The sequence below is a fragment of the Pseudomonas syringae genome (assembly GCF_023278085.1).
Taxonomy (GTDB): domain Bacteria; phylum Pseudomonadota; class Gammaproteobacteria; order Pseudomonadales; family Pseudomonadaceae; genus Aquipseudomonas; species Aquipseudomonas syringae_Q.
In genome coordinates this window covers 4,910,797-4,929,783 of the sequence record NZ_CP066265.1, presented here as the reverse complement: position 1 = coordinate 4,929,783, position 18,987 = coordinate 4,910,797, and the positions used below count along the sequence as shown (strand labels likewise).

The window sequence follows — 18,987 nt, the reverse complement described above, 5'->3', positions numbered from 1 at the left end:
GTCATGGCTGATCGTCACGATTACGTGGCCCTTGAATGGCTCAAGGGCGAGATCGCCGAGACGCTTCGTCAGGCACGCCAGGCGCTCGACGCCTTCATAGAAGACCCGACCAACCGTGCGGCGATGGCCGACTGCCTGGACCTGGTGCATCAGGTTCACGGCAGCCTGCAAATGATCGAATTCTACGGTGCCGCGCTGCTGGCCGAGGAAATCGAGCAACTGGCGCTGGCCGTGCAGCAGAATCGCGTGAGTCATCCGGTAGAGTCCGAACAGCTGTTGATTCAGGCCATGAGCCAGCTGCCGGTTTATCTGGAGCGCATACATTCCGCGCGTCGCGACCTGCCACTGGTGGTCTTGCCGCTGCTCAATGACCTGCGCAGTGCACGGGGCGAAAGCCTGCTTTCGGAAACCAGCCTGTTTGCCCCGCAACTGGTCAGTGTCCCGCCGCTCGATGATGACGAACTGGCGCGCCGCAATACGCCAGAACTGCCAAACCTGTTACGCAAACTGCGCCAGACCTTGCAGGCCGCACTGGCCGGCCTGATGCGCGAGCAGGGCGTGCAGACCCAGCTCGGTTACATGGCCAAGGTGTTTGCCCGGCTGGAGCAACTGTGTGAAGACGCGCCGCTTGGCCCGCTCTGGCGCATCGCCACGGCGTTGGTCGAAACCATGCTCAATGGCAACTTCACCAACAGCCCGGCGCTGCGCAGCCTGTTGAAGGATGCCGACAAGGAACTCAAGCGTCTGACTGAACAGGGCGTCACCGGCATCAACCAGCCGGCGCCTGAAGAATTGCTGAAAAGCCTGCTGTTCTACATCGCCAAATCCGACAGCGTGGCGCCGAAGATGCTCGATCTCAAGGATCAGTACGCGCTGGCGGATGCCTTGCCCGGCAACGATGTGGTCGATGAAGAGCGCGCGCGGATGGCCGGGCCTGACCGTGATGCCATGCGCTCGGTGATCGTGGCCTTGTGCGAAGGGCTGGTGCGGGTCAAGGAGCGGCTCGACGTGTTCGTGCGCGGCGACCGCCAGCACGTCAGTGAACTCAATGCCTTGCTGCCACCGCTGCGGCAGATTGCCGACACCCTGGCGGTGCTGGGTTTTGGCCAGCCACGCAAGGTGATCATCGATCAACTGAGTGTCGTGCTGGGGCTGGCGCAGGGGCAGCGTGAGCCCAGCGATGCCGCGCTGATGGATGTGGCGGGGGCCTTGCTGTACGTCGAGTCGACCCTCGCGGGCATGGCGGGCAGCAGCGAGCCGTCCAGCCGCGAAGAAAGCCGTTTGCCGACCACCGACCTGACGCAGATCCATCAACTGGTGATTCGCGAAGCGCGCACTGTGTTGCAGCAGGCCAAGGACGTGATCGTCGATTACATCGACGGTGAGTGGGACCGGCAACGGCTCGATCCGCTCTGTGCCCTGCTGGTGCAGGTGCGCGGTGCGCTGGCGATGATCCCGCTGGCGCGTGCGGCCAGCCTGCTGGCGGCCTGCAATGAATACATCCAGGAACACCTGCTGATCGACGACACCCGGCCTGGCTGGGTGCAACTCGATTGCCTGGCCGACACCATTACCGGGATCGAGTATTACCTGGAGCGCATGCTCGAAGACCACGAGACGCCGGGTGATCAGATTCTCGACATGGCACAGCAAAGCCTGGCGCGTCTGGGCTATTCGCCCGCAGCAGACACCCTTGACGTGCCACTGCTCGACGAAATCATCACCCAGGACGAACTGCTCGAACTGGACGACCGCAAGGCGCTGGTCAGCCCGACGCAAACCATTGCTCAAGTCCTTGCCAGCCCGGTGTCTGCGGTCAATCCGCCGGCCCGTAACGTACCGACCAGCCTGCTGCCGCCCTCGGCCGGGGAAGAGGCAGTCGACGACGAGTTGCGCGATGTCTTTCTCGAAGAGGCAGACGAAGTGCTCGATGCGCTGCGTGAGTACCTGCCGCGCTGGTTTGCCTCGCTGAGCAGCGGTGGCCATTGGGACAGTACGGCGCTGACCGAAGTACGCCGGGCGTTCCATACGCTCAAGGGCAGCGGGCGGATGGTGCGCGCGCTGATCCTCAGCGAACTCGCCTGGTCAGTCGAAAACCTGCTTAACCGGGTGCTGGAAGGCAGCGTGCTGCCGGGCCTTGAAGTGCAACAACTGATGCACGAGGTGCTGGCGCTGCTGCCCTCCGTCATCCGTGATTTCGCCGAGAATGCGCAGCGCCAGCGCAACGATGTCGACCTGCTGGCGGCCCGTGCCCACGCGCTGGCCAATGGTCTTGAGCCGCCCTCACTGGCCACGCCCGACGATCACGCGTCAGGCGAAACACTTGATCCGCAATTACTGGAGATTTTCCGTCAGGAAGCGCAGGGCCATCTGGGCACCTTGAGCCGTTTCCTCGAGACGGCCGAGCACGTGAACTCACCGTCGATCAGCGACAGCCTGCTGCGCGCCCTGCATACGCTCAAAGGCAGCGCGCACATGGCCGGGGTGTTGCCGATTGCCGAACTGGCCAGCCCGCTTGATCAACTGGTGCGTGAGTACAAGGCCAACCTGATCGACATCGGCGCGCCAGAACTGGACCTGCTACGCAGCGCCGAACCGCTGTTTCGCCTCGGCCTGGAGCAACTGGACACAACCCCGCTGGCAGAAATACCCGGCGCGGCCGGACTGATCGAGGCTGCCCATGCACTGCTCGACGACCGGCTCGCGGCGGTGCTGCGCGAGTCAGACAACGGGCTGCGCATCAAGCGCAACCCCCAGCTGATTGCCAGCTTTCTGGCCGAAGGCATGGACATCGTCCTCGACGCCGAAAACCTGTTGCGGCGCTGGCGTCAGCACCCCGGTGAACGTCAGGAGTTGAGCGCACTGCTCGATGAGCTGACGACGCTCGGGCATGGCGCGCATCTGGCCGATCTGCCTCAGGTGGATGAGCTGTGCGAGGCCTTGCTCGACCTGTATGGCGCTGTCGAGGAAGGCAGTCTGGCGGTCAGTGAACGGTTTTTCGATGAGGCGGAGCACGCCCACGAAGCCTTGATCAACATGCTTGATCAGGTGGCGGCCGGTCAGGATGTCGAGCCCCGCCCGGAATGCGTCCGTGCCTTGCATGAGTTGCTGGCCCAGGCGCTGGACCCGTCGGCAACCGGCCTGATCAAGAGCGACGGTCAGCATACCTTGAGCGTTACAGAACTCAACGCGGCGACCGAGCAACTGGCCAGAGAAGAAGTGCAGCCCGAGGCCTCCAGCCTTGACGACGAGATCGTCGAGATCTTTCTGGAAGAGGCCGTTGATATCCTCGATAGCGCCGGACAGGCCCTGCAACGCTGGTTGGCTGACCCGGAAAACCCGGCACCGTTGAGCTCGCTGCAACGTGATCTGCACACCCTCAAAGGCGGGGCGCGGATGGCTGAGGTGGCCGAGGTCGGCGACCTCGCGCATGAACTGGAGAACCTTTACGAGGGCCTGATCGACCGGCGTTTCAGTTTTTCTCCCGAGCTGGCGGAATTACTGCATGAGAGCCATGACCACCTGGCAATCCTGCTGGAGCAGCTGTATCGGCATGAAGCGCTCAGCGATCCTTCGGCGTTGATCGAGGCGCTGGGCCACTGTCGTAACGCTGGGCATGCAAAGCCTGAGGTGCCAGTACCTTCCGAGGCGAGTGACGAGCCGCCCGAGCACGACACCGAGCTGCGTGAAATCTTCCTCGAAGAAGGTTTCGACATCATCGAGAGCTCCGGTGCCGCGCTGGTCCGCTGGCAGGCCGATCCGCACAACCTGCTGGAAGTCGAGAACCTGCTGCGCGACCTGCACACCCTCAAGGGCGGCGCGCGCATGGTCGAAATCGCGCCCATCGGCGATCTCGCGCACGAGCTGGAAACACTCTACGAAGGGCTGTCCACGGGCAGCATGCAGCCTGACTCATTGATGATCGGCCTGTTGCAGAGCGGTCATGACGTACTGGCCGACATGCTTGATGCCGTGCGCACTGACAAGCCGATGCCCGATGCCACGTTGCTGATCGACAAGATCCGCGCCCTGGCCAGTCTTGAGCCGGGTGCCAGAGTGGCGGTTGCTGCCACACTGGAAAGCGCTGCGGAACCTGTGGTGGCGGTCGCACCGGTGGCTGACGTCGACGCCGAGCGCGGCGGCCCGGAAATGGTCAAGGTGCCCGCCGAGCAGCTGGAAAATCTGGTCAACCTGGCGGGCGAGACGTCGATCTTCCGTGGGCGAATCGAACAGCAGATGCTGGATGCGCAGGTCGCGCTGGTGGAGATGGAAACCACCATCGAACGGATGCGCGATCAATTGCGGCGCCTTGATATGGAAACCCAAGGGCGGATTCTCAGCCGCGAACAGGTCCAGGCCGAGCGCCTGGGTTATGAAGAATTCGACCCGCTGGAAATGGACCGCCATTCCCAGCTGCAACAATTGTCGCGCGCGCTGTTCGAGTCCGCGTCCGACCTGATGGACCTCAAGGAAACCCTCGGCGCGCGCGCCCGCGACGCAGAAACCCTGTTGTCACAACAAGCCAGGGTCAACACCCAGTTGCAGGAAGGCCTGATGCGCACGCGCATGGTGCCGTTCGAGCGGCTGGTGCCGCGCTTGCGTCGTGTGGTGCGCCAGGTGGCTTCGGAGCTGCACAAGAAAGTCCATTTCGAGGTCGGCAATGCCGAGGGGGAAATGGACCGCAATGTGCTGGAACGCATGGTCGCGCCGCTGGAGCACATGCTGCGCAACGCCGTCGATCACGGCCTTGAAAGCACTGAAAAGCGTGTTGCCGCTGGCAAAGCGGAGCAGGGCCGGATCAGTCTGGAACTGATGTACGAGGGCGGTGATATCGTGATCGAGCTGAGCGATGACGGCTCGGGCGTCGATCTGGCGGCGGTGCGCCGCAAGGCTATCAAGCGCGGCATGATTGACCCGGACGCCGACCTGTCCGATCACGAAGTACTGCCCTTCATCCTTCAGGCAGGTTTTTCCACCAGCGAGATCATCACCCAGATTTCCGGACGCGGGGTCGGGATGGACGTGGTGCACGCCGAGGTCAAGCAGCTGGGCGGCTCGATGGTCATTGACTCGGTACCCGGCAAAGGCACGCGCTTCCGTATCCGGCTGCCGATCTCGGTGTCGGTCAACCGTGCGCTGATGGTGACCTGCGGCGAAGAACAGTATGCGGTGCCGCTCAATACCGTCGATGGCATTGTGCGGGTGATGGCCAACGAACTGGATGCCTATTACCAGACCATTCCGCCGCGTTATCAATATGGCGGGCGCAGCTACGAGTTGCGCTATCTTGGCGAACTGCTGGGCAACAGCCCGCCGAGGCTGGTCGGCCAGTTGCAGCCGCTGCCGGTGTTGCTGGTGCATTTGCAGGATCAGTGGGTCGCGGTGCAGGTTGATGCGCTGGCCGGTTCGCGAGAAATCGTGGTCAAGAGCCTTGGCGCGCAGTTTTCCGGCGTGCAGGGTATCTCCGGCGCGACCATTCTGGGCGACGGCCGTGTGGTGCTGATTCTGGACCTCATGGCGCAGATTCGTACCTTGCAGGGCCTGCCGTTCCGAGGGCTGACGCCTGTCTCGTACAGCGAAGTCGAGCACGCCCGGCCGCTGCTGGTGATGGTCGTGGACGATTCGGTGACCGTGCGCAAAGTCACCAGCCGCTTGCTCGAACGGCACGGCATGCACGTGCTGACCGCCAAGGACGGGATAGATGCCATGAGCTTATTGCAGGAACACACCCCCGACATCATGTTGCTGGACATCGAAATGCCGCGCATGGACGGTTTTGAAGTCGCCAGTCAGATTCGCCAGGATGAAGAACTCAAAGGTCTGCCCATCATCATGATCACCTCCCGCTCCGGCCAGAAACACCGCGACAGGGCCATGGCGCTGGGTGTCAACGAGTACCTGAGCAAGCCTTATCAGGAAACCGTGTTGCTGGAGAGCATTGCCTACTGGAGTCAGGTCCATGTCTGAAGGAACGTTCCAGACCAGCCGCCTCACCAGCCTGACCGGGCTGTTGTTGCCGCTGAGCGACCGCCATCTGCTGGTGCCGAACGTCGCGGTTGCCGAGTTGATCGACTATCAGGATTGCAGCGCCGGTCCGGACGCCCCCGAATGGTACCTGGGGCCGATCAGCTGGCGCGAACTGACCTTGCCGCTGCTCAGCTTCGAAGCCGCCTGCGGAGGACGCACACGGGTCGGAGGCCGGGCCCGAATCGTGGTGCTCAATGCGCTGGGCGGACGCAACGAGGTCCGCTTCCTGGCGCTGCTGACCCAAGGCATCCCGCGTTCCTGCAAGGTGGATAGCCAGCTGAGCTACGTCGACGTGCCACTGGCCGAACTGGAACTCGCTGCCGTACAGATCGGCGAAACCGTCGCCCGCATCCCCGACCTGGAAGGGCTGGAACAGTGGTGGGTGGACACGGGGCTTGTGCTCTAGCGTTGATTTCCGGACACCTCTCGACCGGACGCGGAGGGTCGCACGATTGATGAGGTTATCGCGCCGGCTTGGGAATGCCCTGAGTGACGCTCCGCGTCACAAATCTGCGCCGAGCTGCACATTCAAGAGCGGACGCAGAGCGTCCAGAACGGCATACCCACGCGGAGCATGGGCACGATAGTGTTCTTTCGGAAGCCTATCGTTCCTCACGCTCCAGCGTGGGAATGCCTTGTGTGACGCTACGCGTCACAATTCTGCGCCGCGCTGCACATTCAAGAGCGGACGCAGAGCGTCCAGAACGGCATACCCACGCGGAGCATGGGCACGATAGTGTTCTACGCCTATCGTTCCTCACGCTCCATGGGCACGATAGGTGTGTCGCCCTCACGACGAGCAACTGATCTCCAGGTGCTTGCCCCAGTCCGGTGGGCGCTGGGCATAGCCTTGCATGTCGGGTTGTTCGGTAAAGGGGTTGCAGAGCACCTGATGCAGGCGGCGGACTTCTGCGTAGTCGCCTTTTTCAGCCGCTTCGATGGCGTTCTGCGCCAGGTAGTTACGCAGGATGTACAGTGGATTGACCGCGTGCATGCGGGTCTGACGGTCCTGCTCGGTACCGTTGTCTTCGCGGGCGATACGCGCCAGATACGTTTCGGCCCAGCCATCGAAACCCTTGATATCGACGAAGTCGTCACGCAGCGCACGCAGCGCTTCGGCGGCCGGTTGATCACCCAGGCGGCGGAAGAACAAGGTGTAATCCACCGCGCTGCTCTGCATCAATTGCAGTAACCGGCTGACCAGTTTGTCATCCTGCTCCTCGGCAACCGTAAGGCCCAGGCGACGGCGCATCAGGTCCAGGTAGTGCGCTTGATACAGCGGCAAAAACAGGCCAATTGTCTCGCGCAGCGCTTCCACACTGATGAAGGGCGTCAAGGCCTGTGCCAGCGCGCTGAGGTTCCATTGCGCAATGGGCACTTGATTGCTGAAGGAGTAACGGCCCTCGTGATCGGAGTGATTGCAGATGAAGTGCTCATCGAAATCATCCAGAAACGCAAACGGACCGAAATCGAAGGTAATGCCCAGAATCGACATGTTGTCGGTATTCATCACCCCGTGACAGAAACCATAGGCCTGCCACTTGGCGATCAACTCGGCATTACGTTCGACGATCTCGCGAAACATCGCCAGGTAGGGTTCCGGCTGTTCCTGACACTGCGGGTAATGCATCGTCAGCACATGCTCGGCCAGCGTCTTCAACTGCTCCGGCTGCTTGGTGTAGAACAGGTATTCAAGGCTGCCGAAACGCACATGGCTCTGCGCCAGACGCAGCACCATGGCGGCATATTCCTGGGTTTCGCGCCATACCGGCGTGCTGGAACTGACCACACAACCCGCACGGCTGCTGGGAATGCCCAGCGCATGCAATGCTTCGGACGCCAGAAATTCCCTGATCGAAGACCTCAGCACAGCCCGCCCATCGCCCATTCGCGAATACGGCGTTCGGCCAGCGCCCTTCAGGTGCAGATCCCAATGCTCGCCCGCGTCGTTGTAGACCTCGCCCAGCAGCAGACCACGGCCATCGCCCAGACGCGGATTATAGGAACCGAACTGATGGCCGGAATAAACCATTGCCCGTGGTTCCGCCTCTGACCAGAGCTTGTGGCCGCTGAAAATCTCCGCGAACAGCGGCAGGTCAGCCTGTTCCGGGGCCAGGTCCAGCAATGCCAGCGCTGACGTGCTGGCGACCACCAGCCGCGGCGCATCGATAGGCTCTGGCAAGACATGGGTGGAAAACGCATCGCCCAGGCGGGCAAAGCGATTGTCGAAAATGAGTTCGTCGAGTGCTTTCACAGCGTGTCGCCTCCAGAGGAGAGTTTCAGGCGTGCAACGGAACGGCGGCCTGTGTGGCTCGTCGGGCGGGTTTCAGCGCTCAGAACCCGTAGACCCGGACCATCAGTGGTAGTTCTGGCGATCAGGTGTCAGGCCTGACTGCCGGTTCGGCTGCGCTGGAAAGCGGCCAGAATCGTCCGTTCCGATTGCACCAGATAGTCTTCCAGCATCCGCGTCGCCTCGTCGGTCTGGCCGGCGTCAAGACAGCCGAGAACAGCGGCGTTCATGTCCAGATAAGGCGAGTGAAGCAGTTCGGGGTTGTTCAGCAGCCCGAACGCGAGGCGCAATTCTGCCGAAATCTGCCCGTAAAACGTGACCAGTCGCGGGCTGTCCGCCAACTCGACGATTGCCTTGTGGAACATCATGTTGGCCGTGCCGACCGCCACCCAGTCGCGGGCTTCGCGGGCCTTGATACCGGCGTCGACCGCCGCGCGCATGCGCCGCACGCCAGGGTGTTGCGGGTAGCCCTGGGCAATGGCTGTGCATTCGATAAAGCGGCGCACACGGTAGATGTCGATGATCGACGCCATATCCGGTTCGGCCACCGTCACGCCACGGTTGGGCTCATGCTTGAGCAAGCCCTCGCGGGTCAGGACTCTGAACGCCTCTCTCAAGGTGTTGCGGGAAACCTGCAGGCTGTCCGCCAGCGCCGCTTCCGACAGCCGTTGCCCGGGGACCAGTTCGCCTTCCACGAGCATTCTGCGCAGTTCCTGGGTGAGGGATTCTCCACGCGTACGGGGCAGGGAGAGAGGGGCGTCATTCATAAAGGATCCAGTAAGGGAAAAGCGGCTTTGATATTCCACGAGAGCTTGATGGCTGGCAAGGAGGATGGCCGGTATGTGCTTCATCGGGTAGCACATATGAGCGCAAGGGTAACAATGTGGTGCATTTGGAAGGGCGATAGATATTACATTGTTCAACAATATTATCGTTATACATCTACAGCTTGGCAGCGTTGACTGAGCCTTGGCATGGTGATTGCTGAGGCAGAGTATCCCTCATCTCAGGAATGCCGCTGTGACACAGACTGCCAATGAGTTCACCAAGGCGCGCCGCGCCTCATTGATTGCCGCGATCTTCATGATGGCGACCTCTGCCATCGGCCCGGGCTTTCTGACCCAGACCGCCACCTTTACCGCCACGCTCGGGGCGGCCTTTGCCTTCGGCATTCTGGCGTCGATCCTGATCGACTTCGTGGTGCAACTGAATGTCTGGCGTATCGTCACGCTGACCAAAATGCGTGCGGCGGATCTGGCCAACGTGGCGATTCCGGGCAGCGGTTATCTGCTGGCGGTGCTGGTGATTTTCGGCGGGCTGGTGTTCAGCCTGGGCAACATTGCCGGTGCAGGCCTGGGCCTGAATGCGCTGACAGGCCTCGACCCCAAGTGGGGTGGTGCCTTGAGTGCGCTGATCGCCATTGCGATCTTTTCCTCGCATCGAGCAGGCATCGCGATGGACCGCATCATGATGGTGCTGGGCACCTTGAAAGTCGGTCTGATCCTGTTTGCCGCCTTTGCCTCGCATCCGCCGCTGGGTGAAGCGTTGCGCCAGACGATCCTGCCGGACATGGTCGATTTCGCCGCCATCACGACTATCGTCGGCGGCACGGTGGGTGGCTACATCACCTATGCCGGTGCTCATCGCCTGCTGGATCGCGGCACCGTTGGGGTCGAAAATATCGATGTGGTGTCCAAGGCGGCGCTGACCGGTATTCTGGTCACCGGGGTTGTCCGTTACATATTGTTTCTCGCGATTCTCGGCGTGGTCGCCAGTGGCGTTGTCATCGACGTATCGGGCAAGGGCGCAAACCCTGCGGCCCAGGCGTTTACGGCGGCGGCTGGCAACTTTGGCCTGATCATGTTCGGCCTGGTGCTGTGGGCTGCCGGTATCAGCAGCGTGATCGGCGCGTCCTATACGTCGATGTCGTTCATTACGGTGTTTTCGAAACGCATCACCGAGCGAGCGCGCAATCTGGCGACGGTCGGTTTTATTCTGATCACCGTGGTCGTATACGTCATGCTCGGCAAACCGCCTGCCGCACTGTTGATATTTGCCGGTGGCTTCAACGGCTTGATCCTGCCGCTCGGCCTGAGCATTTTCATGTACGTCGGCTGGCGCCGGTCCGACATGATGGACGGCTACCACTATCCTCGCTGGCTATTGGTGCTGGGCGTGCTGACGTGCCTGTTGTCGTGGTACATGGCGTTCAAGTCAGTCGGTCCCATCTTTGCCTTTATCAATGCAGCCTGATCCGGAGAGCAAGAAATGCCTGCGATAGACCTGAACAGCGATCTCGGCGAAAGCTTCGGCGCCTGGAGCATGGGTGATGACGAAGCGATTCTCGATGTGGTCAGCAGCGCCAACGTGGCCTGCGGCTTTCATGCCGGTGATCCGGCGGGAATCCTGCGCACCCTTGAAGCCGCTGCCGCACGCGGCGTGTCGATCGGTGCCCACGTGGCGTACCCGGACCTTGTCGGCTTCGGCCGTCGCAACATGGACATCCCGACTGATCAGTTGATGGCCGACGTCATCTATCAGATCGGCGCACTGCAAGGCCTGGCCCGCAGCGCCGGGACGTCGGTGAGTTACGTCAAGCCCCACGGCGCGCTGTACAACACCATTGCTGGCGAACCGCGTCAGGCGGCGGCGGTCATTCAGGCATTGTTGCGCGTCGATCCGGCCTTGAAGCTGGTGTGCCTGGCCAATTCGCCACTGCTCGATTGGGCGCGTGAAGCGGGATTGTCTTGCGTGGCCGAAGCCTTCGCCGACCGTGCCTACACCGCTGAGGGCACGCTGGTGTCCCGTTCGCGGCCCGGTGCCGTGCTGCACGACGCCGAGCTGATCGCCGAGCGCATGCTGCGGCTGGTGCGCGACGGGGTTATCGAGGCCGAAGACGGACGCGAGATCAGCCTGCAAGCTGATTCGATCTGCGTACATGGCGACAGCCCCGGCGCGGTGAACATCGCACGCATCCTGAAAAACCGCCTGCACGACGCAGGCGTCACCGTCCGCGCATTCAGTCGAGGCTGATCATGAACAGCACACTGCAACATGCCCGTCAGGCAGCCATTGAAGCCCGCGCTCGTTACCGCAAAGGGTTGGTCTCGCCGACTGCTGGCCAGGCCCCTGGTCTGACCCAGTGCAACATGATCACGCTGCCACGTGACTGGGCTTACGACTTTCTGCTGTTCGCCCAGCGCAACCCGCAGGCCTGCCCGGTGCTGGATGTGACCGAGCCCGGCAGTTACACCACGCTGCTGGCCGAGCAGGCCGACTTGCGTACCGACCTGCCGTTGTATCGGGTCTGGCGCGATGGCCAACTGGCTGAAGAAGTCAGCGACGCACGCGAAGTCTGGGCGCAGCACGGCGATCTGGTCAGTTTTCTGATCGGTTGCAGCTTCACTTTCGAAACCGACCTGATGAACGCCGGGATCGATGTACGGCACATCAGCGAAGGCTGCAACGTGCCCATGTACCGCAGCAATCGGATCTGTCGGCCTGCCGGTCGTCTTCAGGGCGAAATGGTGGTGTCGATGCGGCCGATTGCAGCAGACCGGGTCGCGGAAGCAGCGCGGATCACCGGCCGGTATCCTGGCGTGCACGGCGCGCCGGTGCATGTCGGCGAGCCTGAATTGCTCGGCATCAAGGACCTTGCGCGTCCGGACTTCGGCGATGCGGTGACCATCAAACCCGGCGAGATCCCGGTGTTCTGGGCTTGCGGTGTCACGCCACAAGCGGTGGTCATGGCCTCCCGCGTGCCGTTTGCGATTTCTCATGCGCCGGGCCACATGTTCATTACCGATATCCCGGACAGCTACTACCACGTATAGGAGAGGCTCATGCGTTTCTACCCGGCCAACCTGGATGCGCTCCTGGTTGAACTGTCGAATCTGGACGAGACCCTGGCCCTGTTCGAATCGCTGCAGCAGGTGCCCATCGCTGGCGTGGAGGAAATCGTTCCGGCTGCGCGGACCCTGCTGGTGCATTTTCGCCCCGCAGCGATTGGCTTCGACGCCTTGGCAACGCAGATAGCGTCACGCGACATTCGCGGTCAGGCGCGCGAGCCCGGCAAGCTGATCGAAATTCCGGTCCACTACAACGGCGAAGACTTGGCCGACGTCGCCCGCGAGCTGGATATCAGTGTCGAAGAGGTAATCAAACGCCACACCGGCAGCGACTACAACGTGGCGTTCTGCGGCTTCGCGCCCGGCTTTGCGTACCTGAGCGGTGGTGCCGGTTTCGTGGTCCCGCGGCGCAGCACGCCACGCACTCGCATTCCGGCGGGGGCGGTGGCGCTGGCCGGTGGGTTCAGCGGGATTTATCCACAGGCCAGCCCCGGCGGCTGGCAGATCATCGGTGTCACCGAATCGAGAATGTGGGATTTGCAGCGCGACGAACCCGCCTTGCTGCAGCCCGGATATCGCGTGCGTTTCGTTGATGCCGGTCCGCTGCCTGCCACCCGCGTGTCGGTGGCTGCGCCTGCTCGTCAGCAGGCTTCGACGCTCACCGAGGATTATCTGGACATCACTGCGCCGGGCCTGCAAACCCTGTTTCAGGACCTGGGCCGTCCCGGTCAGGCCGGGCAGGGCGTTTCGGCCTCCGGCGCGCTGGACCGTGGTGCGTTGCGTGCGGCTAATCGCGCAGTCGGCAATGACCCGGCCAGCGCTTGCCTGGAAATTCTCATGGGTGGCCTGACGTTTACCTGTCAGGGGCAAGCCGTTGTCGCGGTGACTGGCGCTCAGGTCCCGGTCGAGGTGCTGACCGCCGACGGCCAACGGCTACAGCCGCCGCTTTACGCGCCTTTTTCGCTGCAGACCGGCGATCAGGTCAGCGTCGGTTCACCGACTGCCGGGCTGCGCAGTTATCTGGCGGTTCGCGGTGGTTTCGTTCAGGAGCCGGTGCTCGGCAGCCTGTCGACGGACACGCTGGCCCAGGTCGGGCCCCCAGCGCTGGCGGCCGGTGACCGGCTGGGCTTCAGGCGCAGGACCGGCGGCCCTGCTGTGTCAGTGGCCGAGCAACCGGCCTTCGACATGCCGCGTGCCGATCAGGTCATCACGCTGGACGTAGTCATGGGCCCGCGCAGCGACTGGTTCACCGCCGAGGCGCAGCAATTGCTGGCGCAACAGACCTGGTTGGTAACGCCGCAATCGAACCGCATCGGTATCCGTCTGGCGGGCGAGCAGTCGCTGGAGCGCGCCGTCAGTGGTGAGCTGCCCAGCGAAGGCACCACGGTCGGCGCCATTCAGGTGCCACCAAGCGGCCAGCCGGTGCTGTTTCTGGCCGATCATCCGTTGACCGGCGGCTACCCGGTCATCGGCGCTGTCGCCACCTACCACCTCGACAAGGCCGGGCAGATTCCGGTCAATGCGCGCATTCGCTTCAACCCGCTGGGTGCCTTCGAGCCAGTGCATCCCGCCACTTCAGACGAGACCAATAACCGATGAAAAAGGTTCTGATTGCCAACCGTGGCGAAATTGCCGTCCGTATTGCCCGTGCCTGCCGTGACTATGGCGTCGCTTCGGTGGCGGTGTATGCCGATGCTGATATCGATGCGCTGCATGTGCGCCAGGCCGATGAAGCGTACGGCTTGCAGGGCGAACGCCCGACCGACACCTACCTGAACATCGAGAAACTGCTGGCGGTGGCGGCCCGTGCGGGGGCCGACGCGGTCCATCCAGGCTACGGCTTCCTCTCGGAACGCGCCGAATTCGCTCGCGCGGTGATCGACGCCGGCCTGACCTGGATCGGCCCCGATCCTGCGACCATCGACGCACTGGGCGACAAGGTTCAGGCCCGACGTATCGCGCTCAAAGTCGGCGCGCCGCTGGTGGCCGGTACTGAAAACCCGGTAAACGACGCCTCCGAAGTGGTCGCCTTTGCCGAGCAGCACGGCCTGCCGATTGCCATCAAAGCGGCGTTCGGCGGTGGTGGCCGTGGTTTGAAGGTCGCCTGGAAACTCGATGAAGTTGCCGAGCTGTACGAGTCTGCGGTGCGCGAAGCCGTTTCGGCGTTTGGCCGTGGCGAGTGCTTCGTCGAGCGCTTTCTGGACCGCCCACGGCATATCGAAGCGCAGATCATTGCTGACCGTCATGGCCGGGTGGTCGTTGTAGGTACGCGCGACTGCTCACTGCAACGTCGCAACCAGAAGCTGATCGAAGAGGCTCCGGCGCCCTACCTGAACGACGACTTGCGCCAGCGCATCCACGAGTCAGCCCGTGCGGTCTGCGCCGAAGCCGGTTATGTCGGTGCCGGAACCGTGGAGTTCCTGCTCAGTGGCGATGGCACGCTGTCGTTTCTGGAGGTCAACACGCGCTTGCAGGTTGAGCACCCGGTCACTGAAGAAACCAGCGGTATCGATCTGGTCATCGAACAATTGCGCGTCGCCGACGGTCTGCCGCTGTCGTTCGACGGCACGCCTGTACCTCGCGGCCACAGCTTCGAATTCCGCATCAACGCCGAGGATGCAGGCAACGGCTTTCTGCCGACGCCGGGCAGCATCGACGTCTTCCAGCCACCCTCCGGGCCGGGCGTGCGTCTGGACACCGGCGTGACTGAAGGCTCACGGGTATCACCGAATTTCGATTCGATGATCGCCAAGCTGATCGTCACCGGCGCAACCCGTGAACAGGCCATCAGCCGCGCCCGTCGCGCCCTGGCCGAATTCAAGGTGGAGGGCGTCGCCACCGTGCTGCCGTTCCATCGGGAGGTCATGGACCATGCCGACTTTACCGCTGCCGACACCTTCGCGGTACACACCCGCTGGATCGAAACCGACTTTGCCGAACAGGTCACCATTGCACAGCGCAACACTGCGCCGGTCGACCCTGGCGTGCTGCGCACCTTCGTCGAAATCGACGGCAAACGCCACGAGTTGGGCCTGCCTGCTGCGCTGCTGCGTGGCATGAGCCTGAACTCGCCAGCACCGGCTGACGCCAGCCAGCCCGCTGCCGAGGCCCCGGACCCGCACGCCGTGCTGACGCCGGTTGCCGGTAATCTGCACGCCTGGGCGGTCGAGGAGGGCGCAACGGTGGAGAAAGGTCAGGTGATCGCGATCATGGAAGCGATGAAGATGGAAACTTCAATTCTGGCGCCGTGTGCCGGGCAGTTGAAGGTAGGCAAGGAGCCTGGCGGCTACTTCGAAGCCAAGTCAGTAATCGGGCGCATAGAGGGCTGATTCAGCGATGTTCACGCGCAACCGGGTTATTGCCCGGTTGCGCGTATGCGCGGGAAAGAACTGATTCAATCCAGGCGTAACTCAGGCGGCTCTGGCGCATCCTTGGTTGCCGGGGCGACTTTGGTGTCCACCGGTTGCAGGGTGGTTTTTCCGGTAGGAGCGTCGCCTTTTTCGGCTGGTTCGGCGGGGACCAGTTTGTATTCCAGGCCCTGAGTGTTCTTGAGGTAGATCTCCATCTGGCGGAACGAGATGTTGATGTGCTGCCTCTTGAACTCGCGGTTGATGAAGCGGTTGATCTCGTCCAGCACCGGGTTGCGGTCGCCCAGGTCGCGTACGTGCATGCGCAGTTCGTGGTCGAGGGTGCTTTCGCCGAAATTCAGGAAGTAGACGATCGGCTCTGGTTCTTTGAGCACCCGAGGGTTTTCCCGCGCGGCTTGCAGCAGCAATGAACGCACCAGATCCAGATCAGAGCCGTAGTCCACGCCCAGCTTGAGCGTCACGCGGGTGACTGTGTCGGTCAGTGACCAGTTGATCAACTGGCCGGTGATGAAGGTCTTGTTCGGGACGATGATGTCCTTGCGGTCGAAGTCGGTGATGGTCGTGGCACGAATGCGGATCTTGCTGACCGTACCCGACAGGGCGCCGATGGTGATGGTGTCGCCGATCCGTACCGGGCGTTCGAACAGGATCATGATGCCGGAAATGAAGTTGGCGAAGATCTCCTGCATGCCGAACCCCAGGCCGACCGACAGCGCCGCGACCAGCCACTGCAATTTGTCCCAGCTCACGCCCAGCGTCGACAGCGTGGTCACGAACCCGATGCCGGCGATGGTGTAGGACAGCAACGTGGTCGTCGCGTAGGCACTGCCTTGCGCCAGGTTCATGCGTGACAGCACCAGCACTTCCAGCAGGCCGGGCAGGTTGCCCGCCAGCACGAAGGTGGTGACGATGATCACGCCGGCGCCGAGGAAGTCGCTCAGGCTGATCGGCACCATGCTCATGTTGGCGCCGGTGCCGCTGGTGTATTCGTAGAGAATGATGTTGTCGAGGTAGGCGAACACTGTGATCAGCTCGGCCCAGACCAGGTACAGCGCGCCGACAAAACCGGCCAGCAAGGCCAGTCGAATCAGGCGTAGCGACTGCTGGTTAACCTGCTCGATGTCCAGCTTCGGTTCTTCGACCGGAATATCGCTGTCGCCGCTTTCTCGCGCTGCCTGACGCTTGGCCAGTGCGCGCTGGTAGGCCAGCCGCCGTGCCGCAACGCCGAGGCCACGGACGAAGGTCGCTTCGACCATCAGCCAGATCATCATCAGGTACAGGGTGTCGATCAGCCGGTCGCTGAGCTTGAGTGCGGTGTAGTAATAGCCGAAGCACACCGCCAGAAACAGCGCGACGGGCAATGCCGTGAACGCCACGCCGATGGCCTTGCGGAACAGTGAAGCGTTGTGGTGCGTCGGGCTTGAGATCAACAGGCGGCCCAGCAGCCAGGTCATCAGCGCGTAACAGGTCAGTACCACGCCGATACCCAGCACATCGTCGGCCAGCGCCGCAGGCTGGTGTTCGGCAACCGCGACCACCGCCACCAGCGCCAGTACCACCAGGCCCAGACGACGAATCCAGCCACGCAGGAATTCGACCTGCGCCGTTTCCCAGCGGAAGTGCAATTGCGCGACGCCTTGCGGGGCCAGCACGCGATACGCGGTGTAGAACACTAGCCAGGCCAGGGCGATCTGCAGCAAGGCCTCGCCCAGATTGGCGTTTTGCCCACGGGCGTCGATTTGCAGGGCATAGCCGCACAGGGCCAGCCCCAGTGCAACCGGCATCGCCAGCAGCACGTTGATCAGCAGGGCCAGCGGCGTTTTCCACTGGCTGTCACGTTTGAAGTGGCCAATGTCGGCATGCAGCCGGTTGAGCTTCTGGTACAGCGCCTTGCGCCTCCAGGTCAGCACACCGATCAGCAACAGCAGAGGCAGAAACAGCAGCGGGCGCTGGGTCAGACCGTCCGACAGTTCGCTGAGGCTGGATGTCCAGGGCAGGGTCGCAATCTGTTTTTCCAGGCGCGGCCAGATGTTCTGGAACCACTCCAGATCCAGCGGCTTGTTGCTGGGGATCCAGAACATCTGCTCGTCCAGCGTGGAGCGCAGGCTGAGCGCGGTGCTGGTCAGCTGTTTCTGGTTCAGTTGCAGGGTGATGGATTCGTTGAGCAGCGCGCTCAGTTCGCGGTTCAGACGTTCCAGCAGGTCGCTGCGGGTGATCGCCAGGTCCAGCAGCGTTCTGCGCAGTTGCGGCGTGACGTTTTCGGGCGGTTGAGTGGCGAGCAGACGATCAACGTACGCGTTCGGGGTGCTCATCTGCTCGCGCTTCTGATTGATGTCGAACTGGTACAGGCGGATGTTGGCGATTTCGTCAGCCAGGCCTTTGTCCAGCTCCAGATGCGGCAGGGACTGTTTCTGTTTGTAGAGGATTTTCGACAGCAGCAGGCTGCCGCTCAGGACATTGATCTGCTCGCTCAAGGCCTGATCAGTCTGGGTCAGGTTGTCGAGCTGCTGTTTGGTCTTGAGGTTCTGTTGGGTCAGTTCGTTGAGGCGATCGGTGCCACGCAGCAGGTAGTCGGAGAGCTTGAGGTTTTCAGCACTTTCGGTCGCCAGCAGGCTGCTGCCACCGGACTTCTGCGCTTCAAGTGACAGCTCGGCCACGGTTTTCTGCGACTGGGCGCGGCGCTTGTCGTTGATCAGGGTTTGCAGGTCCTGAATTTCCTGCTCCTGACGAGCGACTTTTTCGGTCAGCAGGTCATGCTGGCTGCCGCCGAGGTCCTGCAACTGGCTGTTGCCCGCCAGTTCCTGACGACGTAACAGGTTCAAGGCGTTGATCGACGCCAGTTCGGCATTGAGCAGGTTGCGTTGATCTGCGGTCAGCGTCTTGCCGTTATCCTTGCCGTTCTTGAGGATGTTGTTGATCTGCTGGATACGCGTCTGGTTGGCACTGATTTCAGCCTGCGCTCGCTCCGGTCGGGTCTGGGCGGTGATGGTCAGGCTGTTGGCGTCGTTGAGTTCTTTCTGCAGGTCGCTTTGCTGGGTGCTGCGCTGGCTGAGCAACTGCTCAAGCTGCGGTACGTCCAGGCCACCATAACGCTGCGCGACCGGAACGATCTTGCTTTCCTTCAGGCGGGCCAGCTCGCGCTGGTTCTCTGTGGTCTGTTTCGGGGCTTCATTGAGCTGCTGTTTGAGTGCCTTGAGCTTCTGCTCGCTGTCGTCCTTGCTGGCCAGGAAACCGAGCGTTTGCTCGAGCACCTGCTGCAATGCCTTCTGATCGGCATCCGATAGCTTGCGGTCGGCGATCTTGTCGAGGCTTTGCTGGACAGCCTGAGCGGTTGGCGGGTCGGCGGCCAGCGCCGGAAATGTAGACAGGCAGAGCGCAAACAGTGCGGCAGCACAAATGGAACGCAGGGAAAACATAGACACCGGTCGCATGATGGTACGTGTGGATTGGCAGT

Annotated in this window: 10 protein-coding genes; 7 read left to right on the top strand and 3 right to left on the bottom strand. The window is 62.3% G+C overall.

Features of this window, described 5'->3' with window-relative positions; all coding sequences use genetic code 11:
- The first annotated feature begins 3 nt into the window (after nucleotides 1-3).
- Nucleotides 4-5,967 (top strand): Hpt domain-containing protein, encoded by a 5,964-nt coding sequence (locus tag I9H07_RS21835; protein WP_236424206.1) that lies wholly within the window; start codon nucleotides 4-6, stop codon nucleotides 5,965-5,967.
- Nucleotides 5,960-6,433 carry a chemotaxis protein CheW gene (locus tag I9H07_RS21830; RefSeq protein ID WP_024645432.1) on the top strand — a complete coding sequence of 158 codons (474 nt, stop codon included), beginning with the start codon at nucleotides 5,960-5,962 and terminating at the stop codon, nucleotides 6,431-6,433. Before I9H07_RS21835 ends, I9H07_RS21830 begins: the two co-directional genes overlap by 8 nt.
- A gap of 384 nt (nucleotides 6,434-6,817) precedes the next feature.
- On the opposite strand, the gene selO is transcribed toward I9H07_RS21830, so the two are convergent.
- Together selO and I9H07_RS21820 are read right to left on the bottom strand one after the other, a co-directional pair.
- Nucleotides 6,818-8,281, bottom strand: coding sequence for a protein adenylyltransferase SelO (selO, locus tag I9H07_RS21825; protein WP_024675511.1), 1,464 nt, complete (start codon nucleotides 8,279-8,281; stop codon nucleotides 6,818-6,820).
- Nucleotides 8,282-8,409: 128 nt separating this feature from the next.
- Nucleotides 8,410-9,084, bottom strand: a complete 675-nt coding sequence (locus I9H07_RS21820; RefSeq protein ID WP_080266705.1) for a GntR family transcriptional regulator — start codon at nucleotides 9,082-9,084, stop codon at nucleotides 8,410-8,412.
- Between the two features lie 253 nt (nucleotides 9,085-9,337).
- Here I9H07_RS21820 and I9H07_RS21815 point away from each other — a divergent pair, with 253 nt between their 5' ends.
- Genes I9H07_RS21815 through I9H07_RS21795 form a run of 5 tightly spaced genes read left to right on the top strand, consistent with a single transcriptional unit; the run spans nucleotide 9,338 to nucleotide 15,494 of the window.
- Nucleotides 9,338-10,570, top strand: a complete 1,233-nt coding sequence (locus I9H07_RS21815) for an NRAMP family divalent metal transporter (RefSeq protein WP_024645429.1) — start codon at nucleotides 9,338-9,340, stop codon at nucleotides 10,568-10,570.
- A gap of 15 nt (nucleotides 10,571-10,585) precedes the next feature.
- On the top strand, nucleotides 10,586-11,350 hold the full coding sequence (locus I9H07_RS21810; RefSeq protein WP_024675514.1) for a LamB/YcsF family protein: 765 nt from the start codon (nucleotides 10,586-10,588) through the stop codon (nucleotides 11,348-11,350).
- Between the two features lie 2 nt (nucleotides 11,351-11,352).
- Entirely contained in the window at nucleotides 11,353-12,150 is a 798-nt protein-coding gene (locus I9H07_RS21805; protein ID WP_236424208.1) for a putative hydro-lyase, read from the top strand.
- 9 nt (nucleotides 12,151-12,159) lie between these two features.
- Nucleotides 12,160-13,764 carry a 5-oxoprolinase/urea amidolyase family protein gene (locus tag I9H07_RS21800; RefSeq protein WP_236424209.1) on the top strand — a complete coding sequence of 535 codons (1,605 nt, stop codon included), beginning with the start codon at nucleotides 12,160-12,162 and terminating at the stop codon, nucleotides 13,762-13,764.
- On the top strand, nucleotides 13,761-15,494 hold the full coding sequence (locus tag I9H07_RS21795) for an acetyl/propionyl/methylcrotonyl-CoA carboxylase subunit alpha (protein ID WP_236424211.1): 1,734 nt from the start codon (nucleotides 13,761-13,763) through the stop codon (nucleotides 15,492-15,494). The genes I9H07_RS21800 and I9H07_RS21795 overlap by 4 nt, the downstream gene beginning before the upstream one ends.
- 65 nt (nucleotides 15,495-15,559) lie before the next feature.
- Here the strand turns inward: I9H07_RS21795 and mscK are convergent, their stop codons facing one another.
- The gene (gene mscK / locus I9H07_RS21790; protein ID WP_024675518.1) at nucleotides 15,560-18,949 is read right to left on the bottom strand and encodes a mechanosensitive channel MscK; all 3,390 of its coding nucleotides are present in this window, start codon (nucleotides 18,947-18,949) and stop codon (nucleotides 15,560-15,562) included.
- Nucleotides 18,950-18,987: the final 38 nt, after the last annotated feature.